Origin of the sequence: Enterobacter cloacae complex sp. IR5450 (assembly GCF_049238665.1) — a bacterium.
Taxonomy (GTDB): Bacteria; Pseudomonadota; Gammaproteobacteria; order Enterobacterales; family Enterobacteriaceae; genus Enterobacter; species Enterobacter hormaechei_C.
In genome coordinates this window covers 1-16,535 of sequence record NZ_JBMKIC010000044.1, presented here as the reverse complement: position 1 = coordinate 16,535, position 16,535 = coordinate 1, and the positions used below count along the sequence as shown (strand labels likewise).

General features: G+C 57.1%; 18 protein-coding genes and 1 riboswitch. Of the genes, 6 read left to right on the top strand and 12 right to left on the bottom strand.

The window, feature by feature from the left end:
• Positions 1 to 17 precede the first annotated feature (17 nt).
• The 10 genes from ACOTYB_RS22285 to ACOTYB_RS22240 form a co-directional block, all read right to left on the bottom strand.
• Entirely contained in the window at positions 18 to 335 is a 318-nt protein-coding gene (locus ACOTYB_RS22285) for a PTS lactose/cellobiose transporter subunit IIA (RefSeq protein ID WP_003862327.1), read from the bottom strand.
• On the bottom strand, positions 335 to 643 hold the full coding sequence (locus ACOTYB_RS22280) for a PTS sugar transporter subunit IIB (protein WP_010425948.1): 309 nt from the start codon (positions 641 to 643) through the stop codon (positions 335 to 337). The genes ACOTYB_RS22285 and ACOTYB_RS22280 overlap by 1 nt, the downstream gene beginning before the upstream one ends.
• A 180-nt stretch (positions 644 to 823) precedes the next feature.
• Positions 824 to 2,365 (bottom strand): sensor domain-containing diguanylate cyclase, encoded by a 1,542-nt coding sequence (locus tag ACOTYB_RS22275; protein ID WP_126525331.1) that lies wholly within the window; start codon positions 2,363 to 2,365, stop codon positions 824 to 826.
• Positions 2,366 to 2,704: 339 nt separating this feature from the next.
• Complete coding sequence (thiH, locus tag ACOTYB_RS22270) at positions 2,705 to 3,832, bottom strand: 2-iminoacetate synthase ThiH (protein ID WP_048209868.1); 1,128 nt, start codon at positions 3,830 to 3,832, stop codon at positions 2,705 to 2,707.
• A complete protein-coding gene (gene thiG / locus ACOTYB_RS22265) occupies positions 3,832 to 4,599 on the bottom strand; it encodes a thiazole synthase (protein WP_022650203.1) in 768 nt (255 codons plus the stop codon). The genes thiH and thiG overlap by 1 nt, the downstream gene beginning before the upstream one ends.
• Position 4,600: 1 nt before the next feature.
• Positions 4,601 to 4,801, bottom strand: a complete 201-nt coding sequence (gene thiS, locus ACOTYB_RS22260) for a sulfur carrier protein ThiS (RefSeq protein WP_003862324.1) — start codon at positions 4,799 to 4,801, stop codon at positions 4,601 to 4,603.
• Positions 4,785 to 5,540, bottom strand: a complete 756-nt coding sequence (thiF, locus tag ACOTYB_RS22255) for a thiazole biosynthesis adenylyltransferase ThiF (RefSeq protein WP_032608234.1) — start codon at positions 5,538 to 5,540, stop codon at positions 4,785 to 4,787. The genes thiS and thiF overlap by 17 nt, the downstream gene beginning before the upstream one ends.
• Complete coding sequence (gene thiE / locus ACOTYB_RS22250; protein WP_003862319.1) at positions 5,527 to 6,168, bottom strand: thiamine phosphate synthase; 642 nt, start codon at positions 6,166 to 6,168, stop codon at positions 5,527 to 5,529. The genes thiF and thiE overlap by 14 nt, the downstream gene beginning before the upstream one ends.
• Complete coding sequence (gene thiC / locus ACOTYB_RS22245) at positions 6,168 to 8,063, bottom strand: phosphomethylpyrimidine synthase ThiC (RefSeq protein ID WP_023315206.1); 1,896 nt, start codon at positions 8,061 to 8,063, stop codon at positions 6,168 to 6,170. The genes thiE and thiC overlap by 1 nt, the downstream gene beginning before the upstream one ends.
• 79 nt (positions 8,064 to 8,142) lie before the next feature.
• A riboswitch (TPP riboswitch) is annotated at positions 8,143 to 8,252 on the bottom strand.
• A gap of 54 nt (positions 8,253 to 8,306) precedes the next feature.
• Positions 8,307 to 8,804, bottom strand: a complete 498-nt coding sequence (locus ACOTYB_RS22240; RefSeq protein WP_022650207.1) for an Rsd/AlgQ family anti-sigma factor — start codon at positions 8,802 to 8,804, stop codon at positions 8,307 to 8,309.
• A gap of 95 nt (positions 8,805 to 8,899) precedes the next feature.
• On the opposite strand from ACOTYB_RS22240, the gene nudC reads away from it, so the two are divergent.
• From nudC to ACOTYB_RS22210, 6 genes are all read left to right on the top strand, one after another.
• On the top strand, positions 8,900 to 9,673 hold the full coding sequence (nudC, locus tag ACOTYB_RS22235) for an NAD(+) diphosphatase (RefSeq protein ID WP_023315207.1): 774 nt from the start codon (positions 8,900 to 8,902) through the stop codon (positions 9,671 to 9,673).
• A gap of 38 nt (positions 9,674 to 9,711) precedes the next feature.
• Entirely contained in the window at positions 9,712 to 10,776 is a 1,065-nt protein-coding gene (gene hemE / locus ACOTYB_RS22230) for a uroporphyrinogen decarboxylase (RefSeq protein ID WP_022650209.1), read from the top strand.
• Between the two features lie 9 nt (positions 10,777 to 10,785).
• A complete protein-coding gene (nfi, locus tag ACOTYB_RS22225) occupies positions 10,786 to 11,457 on the top strand; it encodes a deoxyribonuclease V (protein ID WP_032661132.1) in 672 nt (223 codons plus the stop codon).
• A gap of 41 nt (positions 11,458 to 11,498) precedes the next feature.
• Entirely contained in the window at positions 11,499 to 12,089 is a 591-nt protein-coding gene (locus ACOTYB_RS22220) for a YjaG family protein (RefSeq protein ID WP_003862310.1), read from the top strand.
• Between the two features lie 186 nt (positions 12,090 to 12,275).
• Entirely contained in the window at positions 12,276 to 12,548 is a 273-nt protein-coding gene (gene hupA, locus ACOTYB_RS22215) for a nucleoid-associated protein HU-alpha (protein ID WP_002445246.1), read from the top strand.
• An 11-nt stretch (positions 12,549 to 12,559) separates the two neighbouring features.
• A complete protein-coding gene (locus ACOTYB_RS22210) occupies positions 12,560 to 13,252 on the top strand; it encodes a DUF1481 domain-containing protein (protein WP_126525333.1) in 693 nt (230 codons plus the stop codon).
• A gap of 47 nt (positions 13,253 to 13,299) precedes the next feature.
• Here the strand turns inward: ACOTYB_RS22210 and purD are convergent, their stop codons facing one another.
• Both purD and purH read right to left on the bottom strand, forming a co-directional pair.
• On the bottom strand, positions 13,300 to 14,592 hold the full coding sequence (gene purD, locus ACOTYB_RS22205; RefSeq protein ID WP_022650211.1) for a phosphoribosylamine--glycine ligase: 1,293 nt from the start codon (positions 14,590 to 14,592) through the stop codon (positions 13,300 to 13,302).
• A gap of 15 nt (positions 14,593 to 14,607) precedes the next feature.
• Complete coding sequence (purH, locus tag ACOTYB_RS22200; RefSeq protein ID WP_022650212.1) at positions 14,608 to 16,197, bottom strand: bifunctional phosphoribosylaminoimidazolecarboxamide formyltransferase/IMP cyclohydrolase; 1,590 nt, start codon at positions 16,195 to 16,197, stop codon at positions 14,608 to 14,610.
• Positions 16,198 to 16,535: the final 338 nt, after the last annotated feature.

Genomic DNA, 16,535 nt, shown 5'->3' with positions numbered 1-16,535 from the left:
TTTTTATATCTGCATTTTCAGTTTACCAGCGGGATGCGTCGATAAAGCTCAATCATGTCGCCCGCCAGATCCTGAATAACCATCGCGTTCATCAGGTGGTCCTGAGAGTGAACGGTGATCAGGTTAACCGGCAGTTTTCCTGTCCCTTCGTCAAGACCGATAAGCTGCGTCTGGATCGTATGCGCATGTTTCACATATTCACGCGACTCTTCCATCGCTTTCTCGGCTTCGTCAAAGTCGCCTTTTCGCGCCATCTGCAACGCCGTCAGAGCCGCGCTGCGCGCCGCGCCTGCGTTGACCAGCAGTTCCATGATCGTGGTTTCTAAGTCTTCCATTATGACTCCAGAAGTTTGAGCGCTTTTTCCAGTACGGCATCACCTTTCATCATGCCGTAATCCATCATGTCGATGACCGCGACCTTTTTTCCGAGCGGATCGGCCTGCGCCTGGAGTTTTGCCTGTTCGTATTTGACCTGTGGCCCCAGTAATACGATATCAGCCGTCGCGATGTTATCTTTGAACTCCGCGACCGGAACGGCTTTAATGGTTACTTCGACTCCTTTTTTCTGCGCGGCATCTTTCATACGTTGAACCAGCATGCTGGTTGACATTCCCGCTGCACAGCATAAAACGATGTTCTTCATAGTCAGCCTCGATCTACATGTGTTTATTGATAATTATCCCGTGCAGACTGCTTCAACAACCGCTTTACCGCGATTGTGTGTCAGGCATCACAAAGAAATCGGCATTTTTCTGAAACCGGTTACAATTTTACCGCGGAGAGCATTCTGCCCGTCAGATCGGGCAGAATTTGAGGAAGGGTATTATCGGATGGCCGTGCTTACGATGCGGTTTTTACCCTGTTGTTTAGCGGTATACAGCGCTTCATCTACGCTACCGATAAATTGTTCCAGCGGTTCGAAGTGCCACTCTCCCGTCCCGGCGCTGAAGGTCACTCGCAGGTTCTCTTCCCGCCAGGTCCGCTTTTCAACGGCGGTGCGCCAGGCTTCCAGTAGCGCGTGCGCGGAGTTCATCAGCTCGGCCGGGAAGATCACGCCGAACTCTTCTCCACCGTAGCGGTAAACGGAAACGTGGTGCGGCTGCATGATCTGAATACCTTCGCGCGCCACGCTACGCAGAACAATATCCCCGCTCAGGTGGCCCCAGGTGTCGTTAATAGATTTGAAGTTATCGATATCGACCAGCGCCAGAACGAAGGGTTGATGAGCGGTCAGCAGCTCATCCACATCGTTGTCGAAAGCACGGCGGTTCTTGCAGCCTGTCAGCGCATCATGGGTGGCCTGTCGGACATAGGCCAGTTCGCGTTCTTTATTGGTTCGAATGGTATGGCTGAGCATCGCTTCAAGGCGTGGCGCCTGGTTGACGTCGCCGGTTTTGATGGCATTGATAATGTTCATCAGCACAGAACGCGAGGCATGACGAAGGTAAAGCCCGAACAGAATGATGATGATTGCCGCCAGCGCAAATCCCCAGCCGACGACGGTGGTTTCATGCCGGGTGATGACGGTAAGCGTGGCATCGGAGACCCGATAAATCACAAACCAGTCCGGATTGGTGAAAGAGTAGTAGTAATACCAGGTTTTACTTTTGGGGTCGAAAAGATGGCCCTCGCCGCTGGTCATTTTGTCCATCAGCGCTTCGCTTACGTACTGCTTAAAGAGCGCCCCCGTGTCCGGATGCAGCACAACAGCGCCGTCACGCTCCACAACAAAAAACTCACCCTGAACCGGCGCCACCATCTGGCGCAGGGTATACCCCATGGACGTTAAATCAAGATGGAAAGCGAGCGTGCCCTTCAGGCGGCCTTCCGGTGAAATGACCGGCTTATAGAGAGTGACCGTAGGATGTTGGGTGAAATAGTCCAGATAGGGGCGGGTGTAGTGAGGAAAGTTGCTGGCTTCCGCTTGTCCGATAAACCATGGACGGGTCCGGGCGTCGAACGACTTACCCTTCTCCGTTGGCAGCACTTCCGGCGCGCGCAGATGGCGCCCTTCTGTGTCCGCCAGAGAGATAGACGACACCGTCGGCATCAGGTTCTGCAAATGCATCAACATCTGCAAACCGTGTGTCGGGTCGATATTAATTGTCTGATTTACTTTGTCGTTACGGGCGAAGTACATCGCAGCACGACCAAGAATATAGTCATTTTCTCGCAGGATGGATTCTGTATAGTTTACCGCCAGATTATGGGTGAAGTTACCATTAATCTTATGATAATCCTCAAGAAAATCCTTTCTCTGTGAAAGGATAACCAGGATGGCGATCAGCGCAAAACTGAACAGGATCCCCGCGAAGCTGACCATAATTGGCCGGGTAAAAGAGAGCTTTTTACTGTGGAGTGCCATGAGTTGTACATCAATCCAGATGGTAGACGCGTTGCGTCTGTCGATACCCTCAGCATAGTCGCTGTCCGGTTGCTGGTAGTAAATTATACAGAAGGCGATTACCGACGAGATGATTTATCTTAAGCGTAGATAAGAAACGACGTATTTATTGTATCAATTAAAATTTTGTTTAAGAGGCGGAGGGCAGGGCGAAACGAGGAAGAAGCATTTTCACCCTGGTCAGCGTCCGTTGCTGACGTGGTAAAGAATAAGAAAACCAGGCAGATCGCCTCAATCGCCCGGTTTTGATCTTACGAGCCGCCTCGTAACCTTTTCGCGTTTTTGCAGTCGGTTTCAGCGCTAATGCGAGGCTCTTCCCAGCCAGCTATCCCAGTCTTTCCACACGGGCTGTAGCCCCTGTGCAGTCAGGGCTTCCGCCACCGCTTCGGGCCGTCGTCCGTCGTGCGGTGCAAACTGTTCCAGTTCCGGGTGATCGTCCGCGTAACCGCCCGGCTGCGTTTTGGAAAAGGCGCTAACGTTATTGATCGCCAGCGGGATCGCGCGGTCGCGAAACGCGGGTGATTCACGCGTGGAGAGCGACAATTCCACTTCCGGCGCGAACAGACGAAATGCACACAGGGTTTGCACCAGCTGGCGCTCATCCATCAGCGAAGCGGGTTCAACGCCTCCCGTACACGGACGCAGCCGCGGGAAAGAGATGGAATAGCGGCTTTGCCAGTAGCGCTGCTGTAGCCACAGCAGATGCTCCGCCACCATATAGCAGTCCACCCGCCAGCTGTCGGACAGACCGATAAGCGCGCCCAGCCCAATTTTATCGATACCGGCGCGCCCCAGCCTGTCCGGCGTTTCCAGCCGGAAGATGAAATCCTGCTTCTTCCCTTTCAGGTGATGCCGGGCATAGGTCGCCTCGTGGTAGGTTTCCTGATAGACCATGACGCCGTCCAGCCCGAGCGTTTTCAGCTCCGCATATTCCTCCTGCGACAAAGGCTGCACTTCCATTTGCAACGAGGCAAATTCGCGGCGGATGGCCGGAAGATGCTGGCGAAAATAGTCCATCCCCACTTTGCCCTGATGTTCACCCGTCACCAGCAGGAGATGTTCAAAACCCATCTCACGAATAGCCGCACACTCGCGGGCGATCTCATGCTCATCCAGCGTTTTACGCTTAATACGGTTGCTCATGGAGAAACCACAGTAGGTGCAGTCGTTGGCGCACAGGTTAGAAAGATAGAGCGGCACGTAAAAGCTCACCGTGTTGCCAAAACGCTGGCGGGTGAGGCGTTGCGCGCGCTGCGCCATCGGTTCAAGGTACGCGCTGGCTGCCGGAGAAAGCAGGGCCATCAAATCCTCGCGGGTCAAATGTTTGGCTGTTAATGCCCGCTCTACGTCCGCAGAGGTTTTACTGTTGATGCGTAAGGCAATATCGTCCCAGTTCAGCTGACGCCAGCGATCGGTAAAGGTAGCCATCAGAGCGCCTCCAGAAAATCGGTCAGCGGGCTGGTGGCCTGCGCCTGAACGCAGCGCGAGCCAGGGCCGGACTGGCGTGCCAGCAGACCGGACTCCACGGCAAGGCGGAACGCACGCGCCATCATCACCGGGTCGTCGGCCACCGCAATCGCGGTATTGACCAGCACCGCATCGGCCCCCATCTCCAGCGCCTGCGCGGCGTGACTGGGTACGCCGATGCCCGCATCCACCACCACGGGCACGGTCGCCTGCTCGATGATGATCTCCAGCATCGCGCGGGTCTCCAGTCCCTGGTTGGAGCCAATGGGTGCCCCTAACGGCATTACGGCCGCGCAGCCGACCTCTTCCAGACGCTTGCACAGCACGGGGTCGGCACCGCAGTAGGGCAGGACGGTAAATCCCTGCTGCACCAGCTTCTCTGCCGCTTTCAGGGTTTCGATCGGATCGGGCAACAGCCAGCGGGCGTCCGGATGAATTTCCAGCTTCAGCCAGCGGGTGCCGAGCGCTTCCCGCGCCAGTTGCGCAGCGAAAATTGCTTCCTCGGCCGTTTTCGCACCGGAGGTATTCGGTAAGAGCGTCACGCCTGCCTCCAGTAACGGCGCAAGTATGGCATCGTTGTGCTGACGCAAATCCACGCGCTTCATCGCCAGTGTCACCAGCTGGCTGCCGCTCTCACGAATGGCATCCACCATCAGCTGCGGAGAGGCGAATTTTCCGGTTCCGGTAAACAGATGTGAATCAAAGACTTTGTCGGCAATACGTAACATCTCAGCCCCCTGCGATAACCTGAAACAGCAGGATCTGGTCGCCTTCATTGACCTGCTGATGTTCCCACCGTTCGCGCGGCAGGATCTGTTGATTGAGCGCCAGCGCCGTTCCCGGCTTCAGCTGGCGCAGCGTGTCGAGCAGGGCGGCAACGGTAAGATCGTCGTCGCACGTCATCGGCTCATCGTTAAACAGAATGCGCATTGCGGCCTCCGCATACCGGGCAGTGGCTGGCGCGGTTTAACACCAGATGACGCCATCCGCTGGAGCGGGCGTCGAACAGCCGCAGCGTGTTGCGTTCTGTCTCTATGCCGCTGAGCAACTTGATGGCCTCCAGCGCCTGAAGAGTACCCATCACGCCCACCACCGGGCCCAGAATGCCTGCCGTGCGGCAGTTACGCTCCGGTTCAGCCTCGTCAGGCCACAGGCAGCGGTAGCAGCCCTGTGCCCACGGCGGCGTAAGCACCATTATTTGCCCGCCGAAACCGACCGCGCTGGCGGTGATCAGCGGCGTGTTCTGCGCAACACAGACCGCGTTGATGGCCTGACGCGTCGCCATATTGTCCGTACAGTCCAGCACCACGTCGGCAAGGGCCACTTCGCGTTGCAGATCTTCCCCGCTCAGCCGCGTCTGGAGCGCGACCAGTTCGATATCGGGGTTAAGCTGGTTCAGCCGCTGGCGCGTAACGTGCGCTTTAGGCTGGTTGATATCTTCTGTCGTGAAGAGGATTTGCCGTTGCAGATTGCTGAGATGTACCTCATCGTCATCGGCCAGCACCAGCGTGCCCACGCCCGCGCCAGCCAGATACAGCGCGGCGGGGGCGCCTAATCCACCCAGACCGACAATCAGTACCCGGCTGGCGAGCAGCTTTTGCTGCCCGTCAATGGCGATATCCTCCAGCAGGATCTGGCGGCTGTAGCGCATAAAATCACGATCTTTCATCGCCTGCTCCTGCCAGTTGTAAAAGCCGTGCGGTGGCGGCCTGCCAGTCTGCGGCCTGGGTGATAGCGCTGACGACGGCGATACTGCCGACGCCGGTTTCCAGCACGGCGGGCGCGCGTTCAAGGCTGATCCCGCCGATGGCAACGGTGGGGTAATCGGCAAGGCGCTTAACGTGGGCCGCCAGCTGCGTCAAGCCCTGTGGAGCGGACGGCATCTGTTTGGTTTGCGTCGGGAAAACGTGACCGAGCGCGATGTAAGAGGGGCGGGCCGCCAGCGCCACGTCGATCTCCATATCATCATGGGTAGAAACGCCCAGCCGCAGACCGACGTCACGGATCGCGTTGAGATCGGTCGTTTCCAGATCTTCCTGTCCCAGATGCACGCCGTACGCCTGGTGTTTAACCGCCAGCCGCCAGTAGTCGTTGATAAACAGGCGGGCGTGGTAGCGACGTCCCAGCGCGATAGCGGCGATCACGTCGGCCTCCACCTCTTCATCGCGTTTATCCTTAATGCGTAGCTGGATCGTGCGAACGCCTGCCTCCAGCAGGCGCGCTATCCACGCCACGCTGTCCACCACCGGGTAAAGCCCTAAGCGGAAGGGGACAGGGGGGAAATCAGGCTGGTACATTATGCCTCCTCTTTTTTGAGGTAGATTTCGCCGCCTTTCGCGCGGAAGGTTTCCGACATGTCCGCCATGCCGACTTCAATGGTCTGCGCGGCGGCGTAATCGCGTACTTCCTGGCTGATTTTCATCGAGCAGAATTTTGGTCCGCACATGGAGCAGAAGTGCGCAACTTTGCCCGATTCCTGCGGCAGGGTTTCATCGTGATAGGCGCGGGCGGTAAACGGATCCAGCGCCAGGTTGAACTGGTCTTCCCAGCGGAATTCAAAGCGCGCTTTGGACATGGCGTTATCGCGGATTTGCGCGCCCGGATGGCCTTTCGCCAGATCCGCCGCGTGGGCGGCAATCTTGTAGGTAATCAGTCCCTGCTTCACGTCCTCTTTGTTTGGCAGGCCGAGGTGCTCTTTCGGCGTCACGTAGCAGAGCATGGCGCAGCCGAACCAGCCGATCATCGCCGCCCCAATGCCTGACGTGAAGTGGTCATAGCCCGGCGCGATGTCAGTTGTCAGTGGCCCCAGCGTGTAGAACGGTGCTTCGTGGCAGTGCTCCAGTTCTTCGGTCATGTTGCGACGGATCATCTGCATCGGCACATGGCCCGGGCCTTCAATCATCACCTGCACGTCGTACTCCCAGGCGATTTTGGTCAGCTCGCCCAGCGTGTGCAGCTCGGCAAACTGCGCCTCGTCGTTAGCATCGCGGATGGAGCCAGGACGTAGGCCGTCGCCCAGCGACAGGGAGACGTCGTACGCGGCGCAAATTTCGCAGATTTCGCGGAAGTGTTCGTAGAGGAAGTTTTCCTGATGATGGGAAAGGCACCATTTCGCCATAATCGAACCGCCGCGTGAGACGATACCGGTCAGACGTTTCGCCGTCATCGGCACGTAGCGCAGCAGCACGCCCGCGTGGATGGTGAAGTAGTCCACGCCCTGTTCCGCCTGCTCCAGCAGCGTGTCGCGGAACGCTTCCCAGGTGAGGTTTTCGGCGATGCCGTTGACCTTCTCCAGCGCCTGATAAATCGGGACGGTGCCAATCGGCACCGGGCTGTTACGCAGGATCCACTCGCGGGTCTCATGAATATAGCGGCCGGTGGAAAGGTCCATCACCGTATCCGCGCCCCAGCGCGTCGACCAGACCAGCTTTTCCACCTCTTCTTCGATGGATGACGTCACCGCTGAGTTGCCGATGTTGGCGTTGACCTTCACCAGGAAGTTGCGGCCGATAATCATCGGCTCGGATTCCGGGTGGTTGATGTTGGCGGGGATAATGGCGCGCCCGGCGGCCACTTCATCACGCACAAATTCCGGCGTGATGTTCTCCGGCAGGCGAGCGCCAAACCCTTCACCCGGATGCTGGTGGCGCAGCACTTCGCTGCGGATGCGCTCGCGGCCCATGTTTTCGCGGATGGCGATGAACTCCATCTCCGGCGTGACGATACCCTGGCGCGCGTAGTGCAGCTGGGTTACGCATTTGCCCGCTTTAGCGCGTTTCGGCGTCAGCAGGCCGGTAAAGCGCAGCGCGTCCAGACCGTCGTCGGCCAGGCGTTCTTTGGTGTACGCAGAACTGCGTACGCTCAGTTCTTCGCAGTCGTTACGCGCCTCTATCCACGGCTGGCGCAGCTTTGCCAGACCCTGCTGGACGTTGATAGCAACATCAGGATCGCCGTACGGGCCCGAGGTGTCATACACCGGCACGGCTTCGTTGTCTTCAAACTGCGGGTTGTCTTTGCTGCCGCCGATAAGCGTCGGGCTGAGCTGGATTTCGCGCATCGGGACGCGGATATCAGCCTGTGAGCCGGAAATGTAGATGCGTTTCGAGTTCGGGAAAGCGGTGCCTTCCAGGGTGTCGATGAAGCGTTGTGCGTGTTCGCGCTGTTCGCGGCGGGTCAGTTTTGCAGTAGACATAGCTCATTCCAAAAGTGAAGGACATGGCTTGTCAGACGACGGATGAAGCAAGAGAAGATCGCCTCAGGGGCGATACAACAGCAGTGTGACTCTTGTTCCCTTCGCAGGTATTAACCTGATCAGGTTCCGCGGATCCCGAATTAACGGTCTCAGCCCGTGCTTTCACACTGGGCACTCCGACAAGAAAAATCCCCCTCCGCAGAGGGGCGAATGGTTGTAAATTACTCGTTAACGATTAAGAACTCAAGCAGGGCGCGCAACGTTATCGCTGGTGCTGATATTCAGGTTGTTGTCCAGCACGAGGGCGATGAGCTTGTCTTCCAGCGTGAATCGCTCTTCCAGCGCTTCGCCAAGGTCGGAAAGCGCCTGCTGAAACTCAAGATAGTTATCGTGATCGATAGCGTTCTCCAGCGCGGAATCGTAGTAGTCCATGATCCGCTGGGTGTTGGCTTCCAGCAGCGGACAGAGTTTACTGGCCGCTAAATACGGCGTTGTCCCTTCCATTTCGCGGATAATGCGTTCATAAAGGTTGAAATGGCCATCGGAGAGGTAGTCGACAAGGCTCTGACAAAAATCATCCAGCGCTTTTTCGTTCAGCCGCATAAAGGATTCTTTGCCAGGCTTAAGACCGACCAGATTGTAATACGCCACAAGGAGATGCTTGCGCACATGTAGCCAGCGATCCACCAGGGTGTTACTTCCTCCAACGCGCTCAGTCAGGCTTTCCAGCTGGTTTAACATGGTCGACTCCATAAGGTTTAGAATGGGATCTGCTTATCCAAAATGTAACCACAATGCTAACAACATGTCAGTGAAGCGAAGGTAGTGCAATAGATATGGATCGTATTATTGAAAAATCAGATCTGGGTTGGTGGATCGTCAGTCACGAGCAAAAGTTGTGGCTACCCGGTGGGGAGATACCCTACGGTGCGGCAGAAATCTTCGATCTCGTCGGCCAACCTGCGCTGCGGATCGGCGAGTGGCAGGGCGATCCGGTATGGTTGATCCTACAGGCTCGTCGTCAGGATATGGGATCCGTTCGTCAGGTGTTGGATCGGGATGTCGGCCTGTTCCAGCTGGCGGGGCGCGGCGTGCAGCTGGCGGAGTTTTACCGCTCGCACAAATACTGCGGCTACTGCGGCCACACCATGCACCCGAGCAAAACCGAGTGGGCAATGCTTTGCGGCCACTGCCGTGAACGCTACTACCCGCAAATCGCACCGTGCATCATTGTCGCCATCCGCCGTGATGATTCCATCCTGCTGGCGCAGCATACCCGCCATCGCAACGGTATTCACACCGTCCTCGCCGGGTTCGTGGAAGTCGGCGAAACGCTGGAACAGGCGGTGGCGCGCGAGGTGATGGAGGAGAGCGGCATTAAGGTGAAAAACCTGCGCTATGTGACGTCGCAGCCGTGGCCGTTCCCGATGTCCCTGATGACCGCGTTTATGGCGGAATACGACAGCGGCGAGATTGTTATCGATCAGAAAGAGCTGCTGGAGGCGAACTGGTATCGCTACGACGATTTACCGCTGCTGCCCCCGCCGGGAACGGTGGCGCGTCGCCTGATAGAAGATACCGTGGCAATGTGTCGGGCCGAGTATGAGTAGTGTTACACTGACGGACTGACGCAATAAGGAACTGCAAAATGACCGAACTGAAGAACGATCGTTATCTGCGTGCGCTGCTGCGCCAGCCCGTTGATGTCACCCCGGTGTGGATGATGCGCCAGGCGGGACGCTATCTGCCAGAGTACAAAGCCACGCGCGCGCAGGCGGGCGATTTTATGTCGCTGTGCAAAAACGCCGAGCTGGCCTGTGAGGTGACGCTCCAGCCGCTGCGCCGCTTCCCGCTCGATGCCGCCATTCTTTTTTCGGACATTCTCACCATTCCGGATGCGATGGGCCTTGGGCTCTATTTCGAAACCGGCGAGGGCCCGCGCTTTACCTCTCCGATCAAAAGCAAAGCCGACGTTGATAAGTTGCCGATCCCCGATCCGGAAGGCGAGCTGGGCTATGTGATGAACGCCGTGCGCACCATTCGCCGCGAGCTCAAAGGCGATGTGCCGCTGATTGGCTTCTCCGGTAGTCCGTGGACGCTGGCAACCTACATGGTGGAAGGTGGCAGCAGCAAAGCCTTTACCGTCATCAAAAAGATGATGTACGCCGAGCCGCTGGCCCTGCATGCGCTGCTCGACAAGCTCGCGAAGAGCGTCACGCTCTACCTCAACGCGCAGATTAAAGCAGGTGCGCAGTCGGTGATGATTTTCGACACCTGGGGCGGCGTGCTGACCGGACGTGATTATCAGCAGTTCTCCCTGTACTACATGCACAAAATTGTCGATGGCCTGCTGCGTGAAAACGAAGGCCGTCGCGTGCCGGTGACGCTGTTTACCAAAGGCGGCGGCCAGTGGCTGGAAGCGATGGCGGCCACCGGCTGCGACGCGCTAGGCCTCGACTGGACCACCGATATTGCCGATGCGCGCCGTCGCGTGGGGGACAAAGTGGCGCTCCAGGGCAACATGGACCCGTCCATGCTCTATGCGCAGCCTGCCCGTATCGAAGAGGAAGTGTCGACTATACTGTCTGGTTTCGGCCAGGGTGAAGGCCACGTTTTTAACCTCGGCCACGGCATTCATCAGGATGTGCCGCCTGAACACGCAGGCGTATTTGTGGAGGCGGTGCATCGGCTTTCTGCCCAGTATCATAAGTAAGGAGTGGTTATGGATCTCGCGTCGCTACGCGCTCAGCAAATCGAACTGGCTTCATCGGTGATCCGTGAGGATCGTCTGGATACGGACCCTCCGCGGTACATTGGCGGGGCGGACGTCGGGTTTGAGCAGGGCGGTGAAGTGACGCGAGCGGCGATGGTGGTGCTGAAATACCCGTCGCTGGAGCTGGTGGAGTACAAGGTGGCGCGTATCGCCACCACCATGCCCTATATCCCCGGCTTTCTCTCCTTCCGCGAATATCCCGCGCTGCTGGCCGCGTGGGAACAACTCTCGCTAAAACCTGACCTGCTGTTTGTTGATGGGCATGGTATCTCCCATCCGCGTCGTTTAGGCGTCGCCAGCCACTTTGGTCTGCTGGTGGACGTGCCGACCATCGGCGTGGCGAAAAAACGCCTGTGCGGCGCGTTTGAGCCGCTCTCTGCCGAACCGGGCGCGCTGGCGCCGCTTATTCATAAAGGCGAGCAGTTGGCGTGGGTCTGGCGCAGTAAAGCGCGCTGCAACCCGCTGTTTATCGCAACCGGGCATCGGATCAGCATGGATAGCGCCCTGGCGTGGGTGCAACGCTGTATGAAGGGCTACCGTTTACCGGAGCCAACCCGCTGGGCTGACGCCGTGGCCTCTTCACGTCCGGCATTCATTCGTTGGCAGGAAATTCAGCCGTGATTCAGGTAAACTGCGGCTAATTTTCGATTCGAGACATCATCATGTTACAAAACCCGATTCATCTGCGCCTTGAAAAGCTGGAAAGCTGGCAGCACGTGACGTTTATGGCTTGCCTGTGCGAGCGCATGTATCCCAACTATGCCGCGTTCTGCAAGCAGACAGCGTTTGGCGAAGGCCAGATTTATCGTCGTATCCTGGATTTAATCTGGGAGACGCTGACGGTCAAAGACGCGAAGGTGAATTTTGACTCTCAGCTCGAAAAGCTGGAAGAGGCTATTCCGGCTGCGGATGATTTCGACCTGTATGGCGTCTACCCGGCCATTGATGCCTGTGTGGCGTTGAGCGAGCTGATCCACTCCCGTCTGAGCGGTGAAACCCTGGAACACGCCATTGAAGTCAGTAAGGCATCCATTACCACCGTTGCGATGCTGGAAATGACCCAGGAAGGCCGTGAAATGACCGACGAAGAGCTGCGTGCTAACCCGGCGGTAGAACAGGAATGGGACATTCAGTGGGAGATTTTCCGCCTGCTGGCAGAGTGTGAAGAGCGTGATATTGAGCTGATCAAAGGGCTGCGCGCGGACCTGCGCGAGGCCGGCGAGAGCAATATTGGTATAATTTTTAACCAATGAGACAACAAAACGTGATTTAACGCCTGTTTTGTCGCTCCTCGACTCTTCCCTTTCGCCCCCCGTCTGGTCTACATTTGGGGGGCGAAAAAAAGTGGCTATCGGTGCGTGTATGCAGGAGAGTGCTTTTTTGGCATTTTCGTCGCACTCGATGCTTAGCAAGCGATAAACACATTGAAAGGATAACTTATGAACAAGACTCAACTGATTGATGTAATTGCGGACAAGGCTGATCTGTCTAAAGTGCAGGCTAAAGCTGCTCTGGAATCTACCCTGGCTGCTATTACTGAGTCTCTGAAAGAAGGCGATGCTGTACAACTGGTTGGTTTCGGTACCTTCAAAGTGAACCACCGCGCTGAGCGTACTGGCCGCAACCCGCAGACCGGTAAAGAAATCAAAATCGCCGCAGCTAACGTGCCGGCATTTGTTTCTGGTAAAGCACTGAAAGACGCAGTTAAGTAAGACGCGTGGCAGTGAACAGTTTTAACGAAGGGGCGGCAACGCCCCTTTTGTCATTCTGGCGTGGACCGCTCGCGCTGGCAGGCGTACTGTTGCTCTCTGCCTGTAGTCATGATTCCTCACTCCCCCCGTTTACCGCCAGCGGCTACGCTGACAACCAGGGTGCGGTCAGGATCTGGCGCAAAGATTCCAGCGATGAAGTCCATATGCTCACCGCGTTCAGCCCATGGCATAACGGCAATACCTCGACCGCAGAATACCGCTGGCAGGGCGATGCCCTGTCGCTCATTGAACTGAATATCTACAGTAAGACTCCCGAACACGTGAAGGTGCGTTTCGACGACCACGGCGAGCTGAGCTTTATGCAGCATGAGGTCAGTGGACTGAAACAGCAGCTTTCCAGCGATCAGGTCGCCCTCTACCGCTACCGTGCTGAACAACTTCGCCAGACCAGCGATGCGCTGCGTCAGGGCCGCGTGGTGCTGCGTCAGGGGCGCTGGCATGCCGACGGCACGGTGACCACCTGCGAAGGGCAGACGGTGAAGCCTGAGCTTGAATCCTGGGCAACCGAACACATTCAGCGTCGTCAGCGGCATTCATCTGTGGAGGTGAGTGTGGCATGGCTGGAAGCGCTGGAAGGCTCTCAGCTGTTGCTGGTGGCGAATGAAGATTTCTGCACCTGGCAGCCGACAGAAAAGAGTTTTTGATTTAAGTCCCCTCTCCCTTGAGGGAGAGGGTTAGGGTGAGGGGGAAATTACTCTCCCTGCTCCCGCGCAATAGCACGATAACCGATATCCTGACGGCTGAAGCTGCCGTTCCAGTGAATATCCGCCATCAGCGCATAGGCGCGTTTCTGCGCTTCTGCCACGGTCTGGCCCAGCGCGGTCGCACACAGCACGCGGCCGCCGTTGGTGAGCACGCGGTCATCGTCAGCCAGCTTCGTACCGGCGTGGAACACCTTCGCGCCGTCAATCTCTTCCAGCGGCAGGCCGTGGATCTCATCTCCAGTGTTGTAGCTACCCGGATACCCACCCGCAGCAATCACCACACCTAAAGAGGCACGCTCGTCCCACTCTGACGTTTTCTCATCCAGTTTGCCTTCGCAGGCCGCAAGGCACAGATCCACCAGGTCGGATTTCATGCGCAGCATGATCGGCTGGGTTTCCGGATCGCCAAAGCGGCAGTTGAATTCGATCACCTTCGGGTTACCCTGCTTGTCGATCATCAGGCCTGCATAAAGGAAACCGGTGTAGGTATTGCCTTCCGCCGCCATCCCTTTCACGGTTGGCCAGATGATGCGGTCCATGGTGCGCTGATGCACCTCATCGGTAACAACGGGAGCAGGAGAGTAAGCGCCCATTCCCCCAGTGTTGGGGCCGGTATCGCCATTGCCCACACGCTTGTGATCCTGGCTGGTGGCCATCGGCAGAACGTGCTCGCCATCGACCATCACGATAAAGCTCGCCTCTTCGCCGTCGAGGAACTCTTCAATCACGATGCGGTGGCCCGCATCGCCAAAGGCGTTACCTGCCAGCATATCCTGAACCGCGGCTTCGGCTTCTTCGAGGGTCATCGCGACGATCACGCCTTTACCCGCGGCCAGACCGTCGGCCTTGATAACAATCGGCGCGCCCTTCTCACGTAACCAGGCCAGAGCAGGCTCCACTTCAGTGAAATTCTGATATTCCGCCGTCGGGATGTTATGACGCGCGAGAAAATCTTTGGTGAAGGCTTTTGAGCCTTCCAGCTGTGCGGCACCCTCCGTTGGGCCAAAGATTTTCAGGCCAGCTGCGCGGAAGGCGTCTACGACGCCAATCACCAGCGGCGCTTCCGGGCCAACGATGGTCAGATCGATGTTCTCGGTCTGGGCAAAGCTCAGCAGTGCCGGGATATCGGTCACGCCGATGGCGACGTTTTGCAGCGCGGGTTCCAGCGCCGTACCGGCATTACCCGGTGCCACAAAGACGGTTTCAACCTGCGGAGACTGCGCTGCTTTCCACGCCAGGGCGTGCTCGCGCCCGCCGTTACCAATCACTAATACTTTCATTTTCTGCTCCGGGAATTAATGGCGGAAGTGGCGCATGTCGGTGAAGATCATTGCGATGCCGTGTTCGTCGGCAGCGGCAATCACTTCGTCATCACGGATTGAACCGCCAGGCTGGATCACACAGGTGATACCCACAGCAGCGGCCGCATCGATTCCGTCGCGGAACGGGAAGAAGGCATCAGAGGCCATGGCGGAGCCTTTCACTTCCAGACCTTCGTCGCCTGCTTTGATACCGGCAATTTTTGCAGAGTAAACGCGGCTCATCTGGCCTGCGCCTATCCCGATGGTCATGTTCTCTTTGGCGTAGACGATGGCGTTGGATTTCACGAACTTAGCCACTTTCCAGCAGAACAGCGCGTCACGCAGTTCCTGCTCGGTTGGCTGACGTTTGGTGACGACACGCAGATCGGCTTCGCTCACCATCCCCAGATCGCGGTCCTGAACCAGCAGACCGCCGTTCACGCGCTTGAAGTCCAGGCCCGGCACGCGTTCCGCCCACTGACCGCAAACCAGCACGCGCACATTCTGTTTTGCCGCAGTGATTTTCAGCGCTTCTTCTGATGCGGACGGCGCGATGATCACTTCGACAAACTGGCGGGAGATGATGGCCTGCGCGGTTTCCGCATCCAGCTCGCGGTTAAAGGCGATAATGCCGCCGAACGCGGAGGTCGGGTCGGTTTTGTAGGCGCGATCGTAGGCATCCAGAATAGAAGTGCTTACCGCAACGCCGCATGGGTTGGCGTGCTTGACGATAACGCAGGCCGGCTCGCTGAATTCTTTCACGCATTCCAGCGCGGCGTCGGTGTCGGCAATGTTGTTATAGGAAAGGGCTTTGCCCTGAACCTGCTGGGCGGTCGCAACGGAGGCTTCCTTTACCTCTTCTTCTATATAGAAGGCAGCCTGCTGGTGGCTGTTCTCACCGTAACGCATATCCTGCTTCTTAATGAAGTTCAGGTTCAGGGTGCGCGGGAAGCGGCCAGAGGGATCTTTGCTTTCACCATGGTAAGCCGGTACCAGGCTACCGAAGTAGTTGGCGATCATGCTGTCGTAGGCGGCGGTATGCTCGAAGGCTTTGATGGCGAGATCGAAACGCGTTTCAAGTGTCAGGGACCCTTCGTTGGCATCCATCTCATTAATAATGGCGTTGTAGTCGCTGCTCTTCACCACGATGGCCACATCTTTATGGTTCTTGGCTGCGGAGCGCACCATGGTCGGGCCGCCGATATCGATATTTTCAACCGCATCTTCCAGAGAGCAGCCTTCGCGGGCGACGGTCTGGGCGAACGGGTAGAGGTTAACAACGACCATATCGATAGGCGCGATATCGTGCTGTTCCATAATGGCGTCGTCCTGACCGCGACGGCCAAGAATACCGCCGTGGACTTTCGGATGCAGGGTTTTGACGCGTCCATCCATCATTTCCGGGAAACCGGTGTAATCGGACACTTCGGTTACCGGCAGACCTTTCTCTGCTAACAGGCGCGCGGTGCCACCTGTAGAAAGCAGCTCCACACCGCGTGCGGAAAGTGCCTGGGCGAATTCGACGATACCGGCTTTATCAGAAACACTGAGCAGAGCGCGGCGGACTGGACGACGTTGTTGCATGGTAAATCCCCTGGATTTCACGATTACAGAGAGCGTTAGATGAATTTTCCTGTGAAAAACTCATCTAACACACCTGACGAGGCATCCTTGTAAAGCGCGAGCATTTTAACGAAAACGTTTGCGCAACGCTCGCACATTTTCACTTTTTCGTATCATTGTGGATAAGTCTGTGTGTAAAAAGGTATAAGGCGGGGTTTTGCTGTGGAATGCAGCAGTCAGTCATTTTTCTGTCATTTAGCGGTTGCGGCCAGCGGAGAACTCCCTATAATGCGCCTCCATCGACACGGCGGATGTGAATCACTTCACAAACAACCCGGTCGGCTGAAGAGAAAAAATCC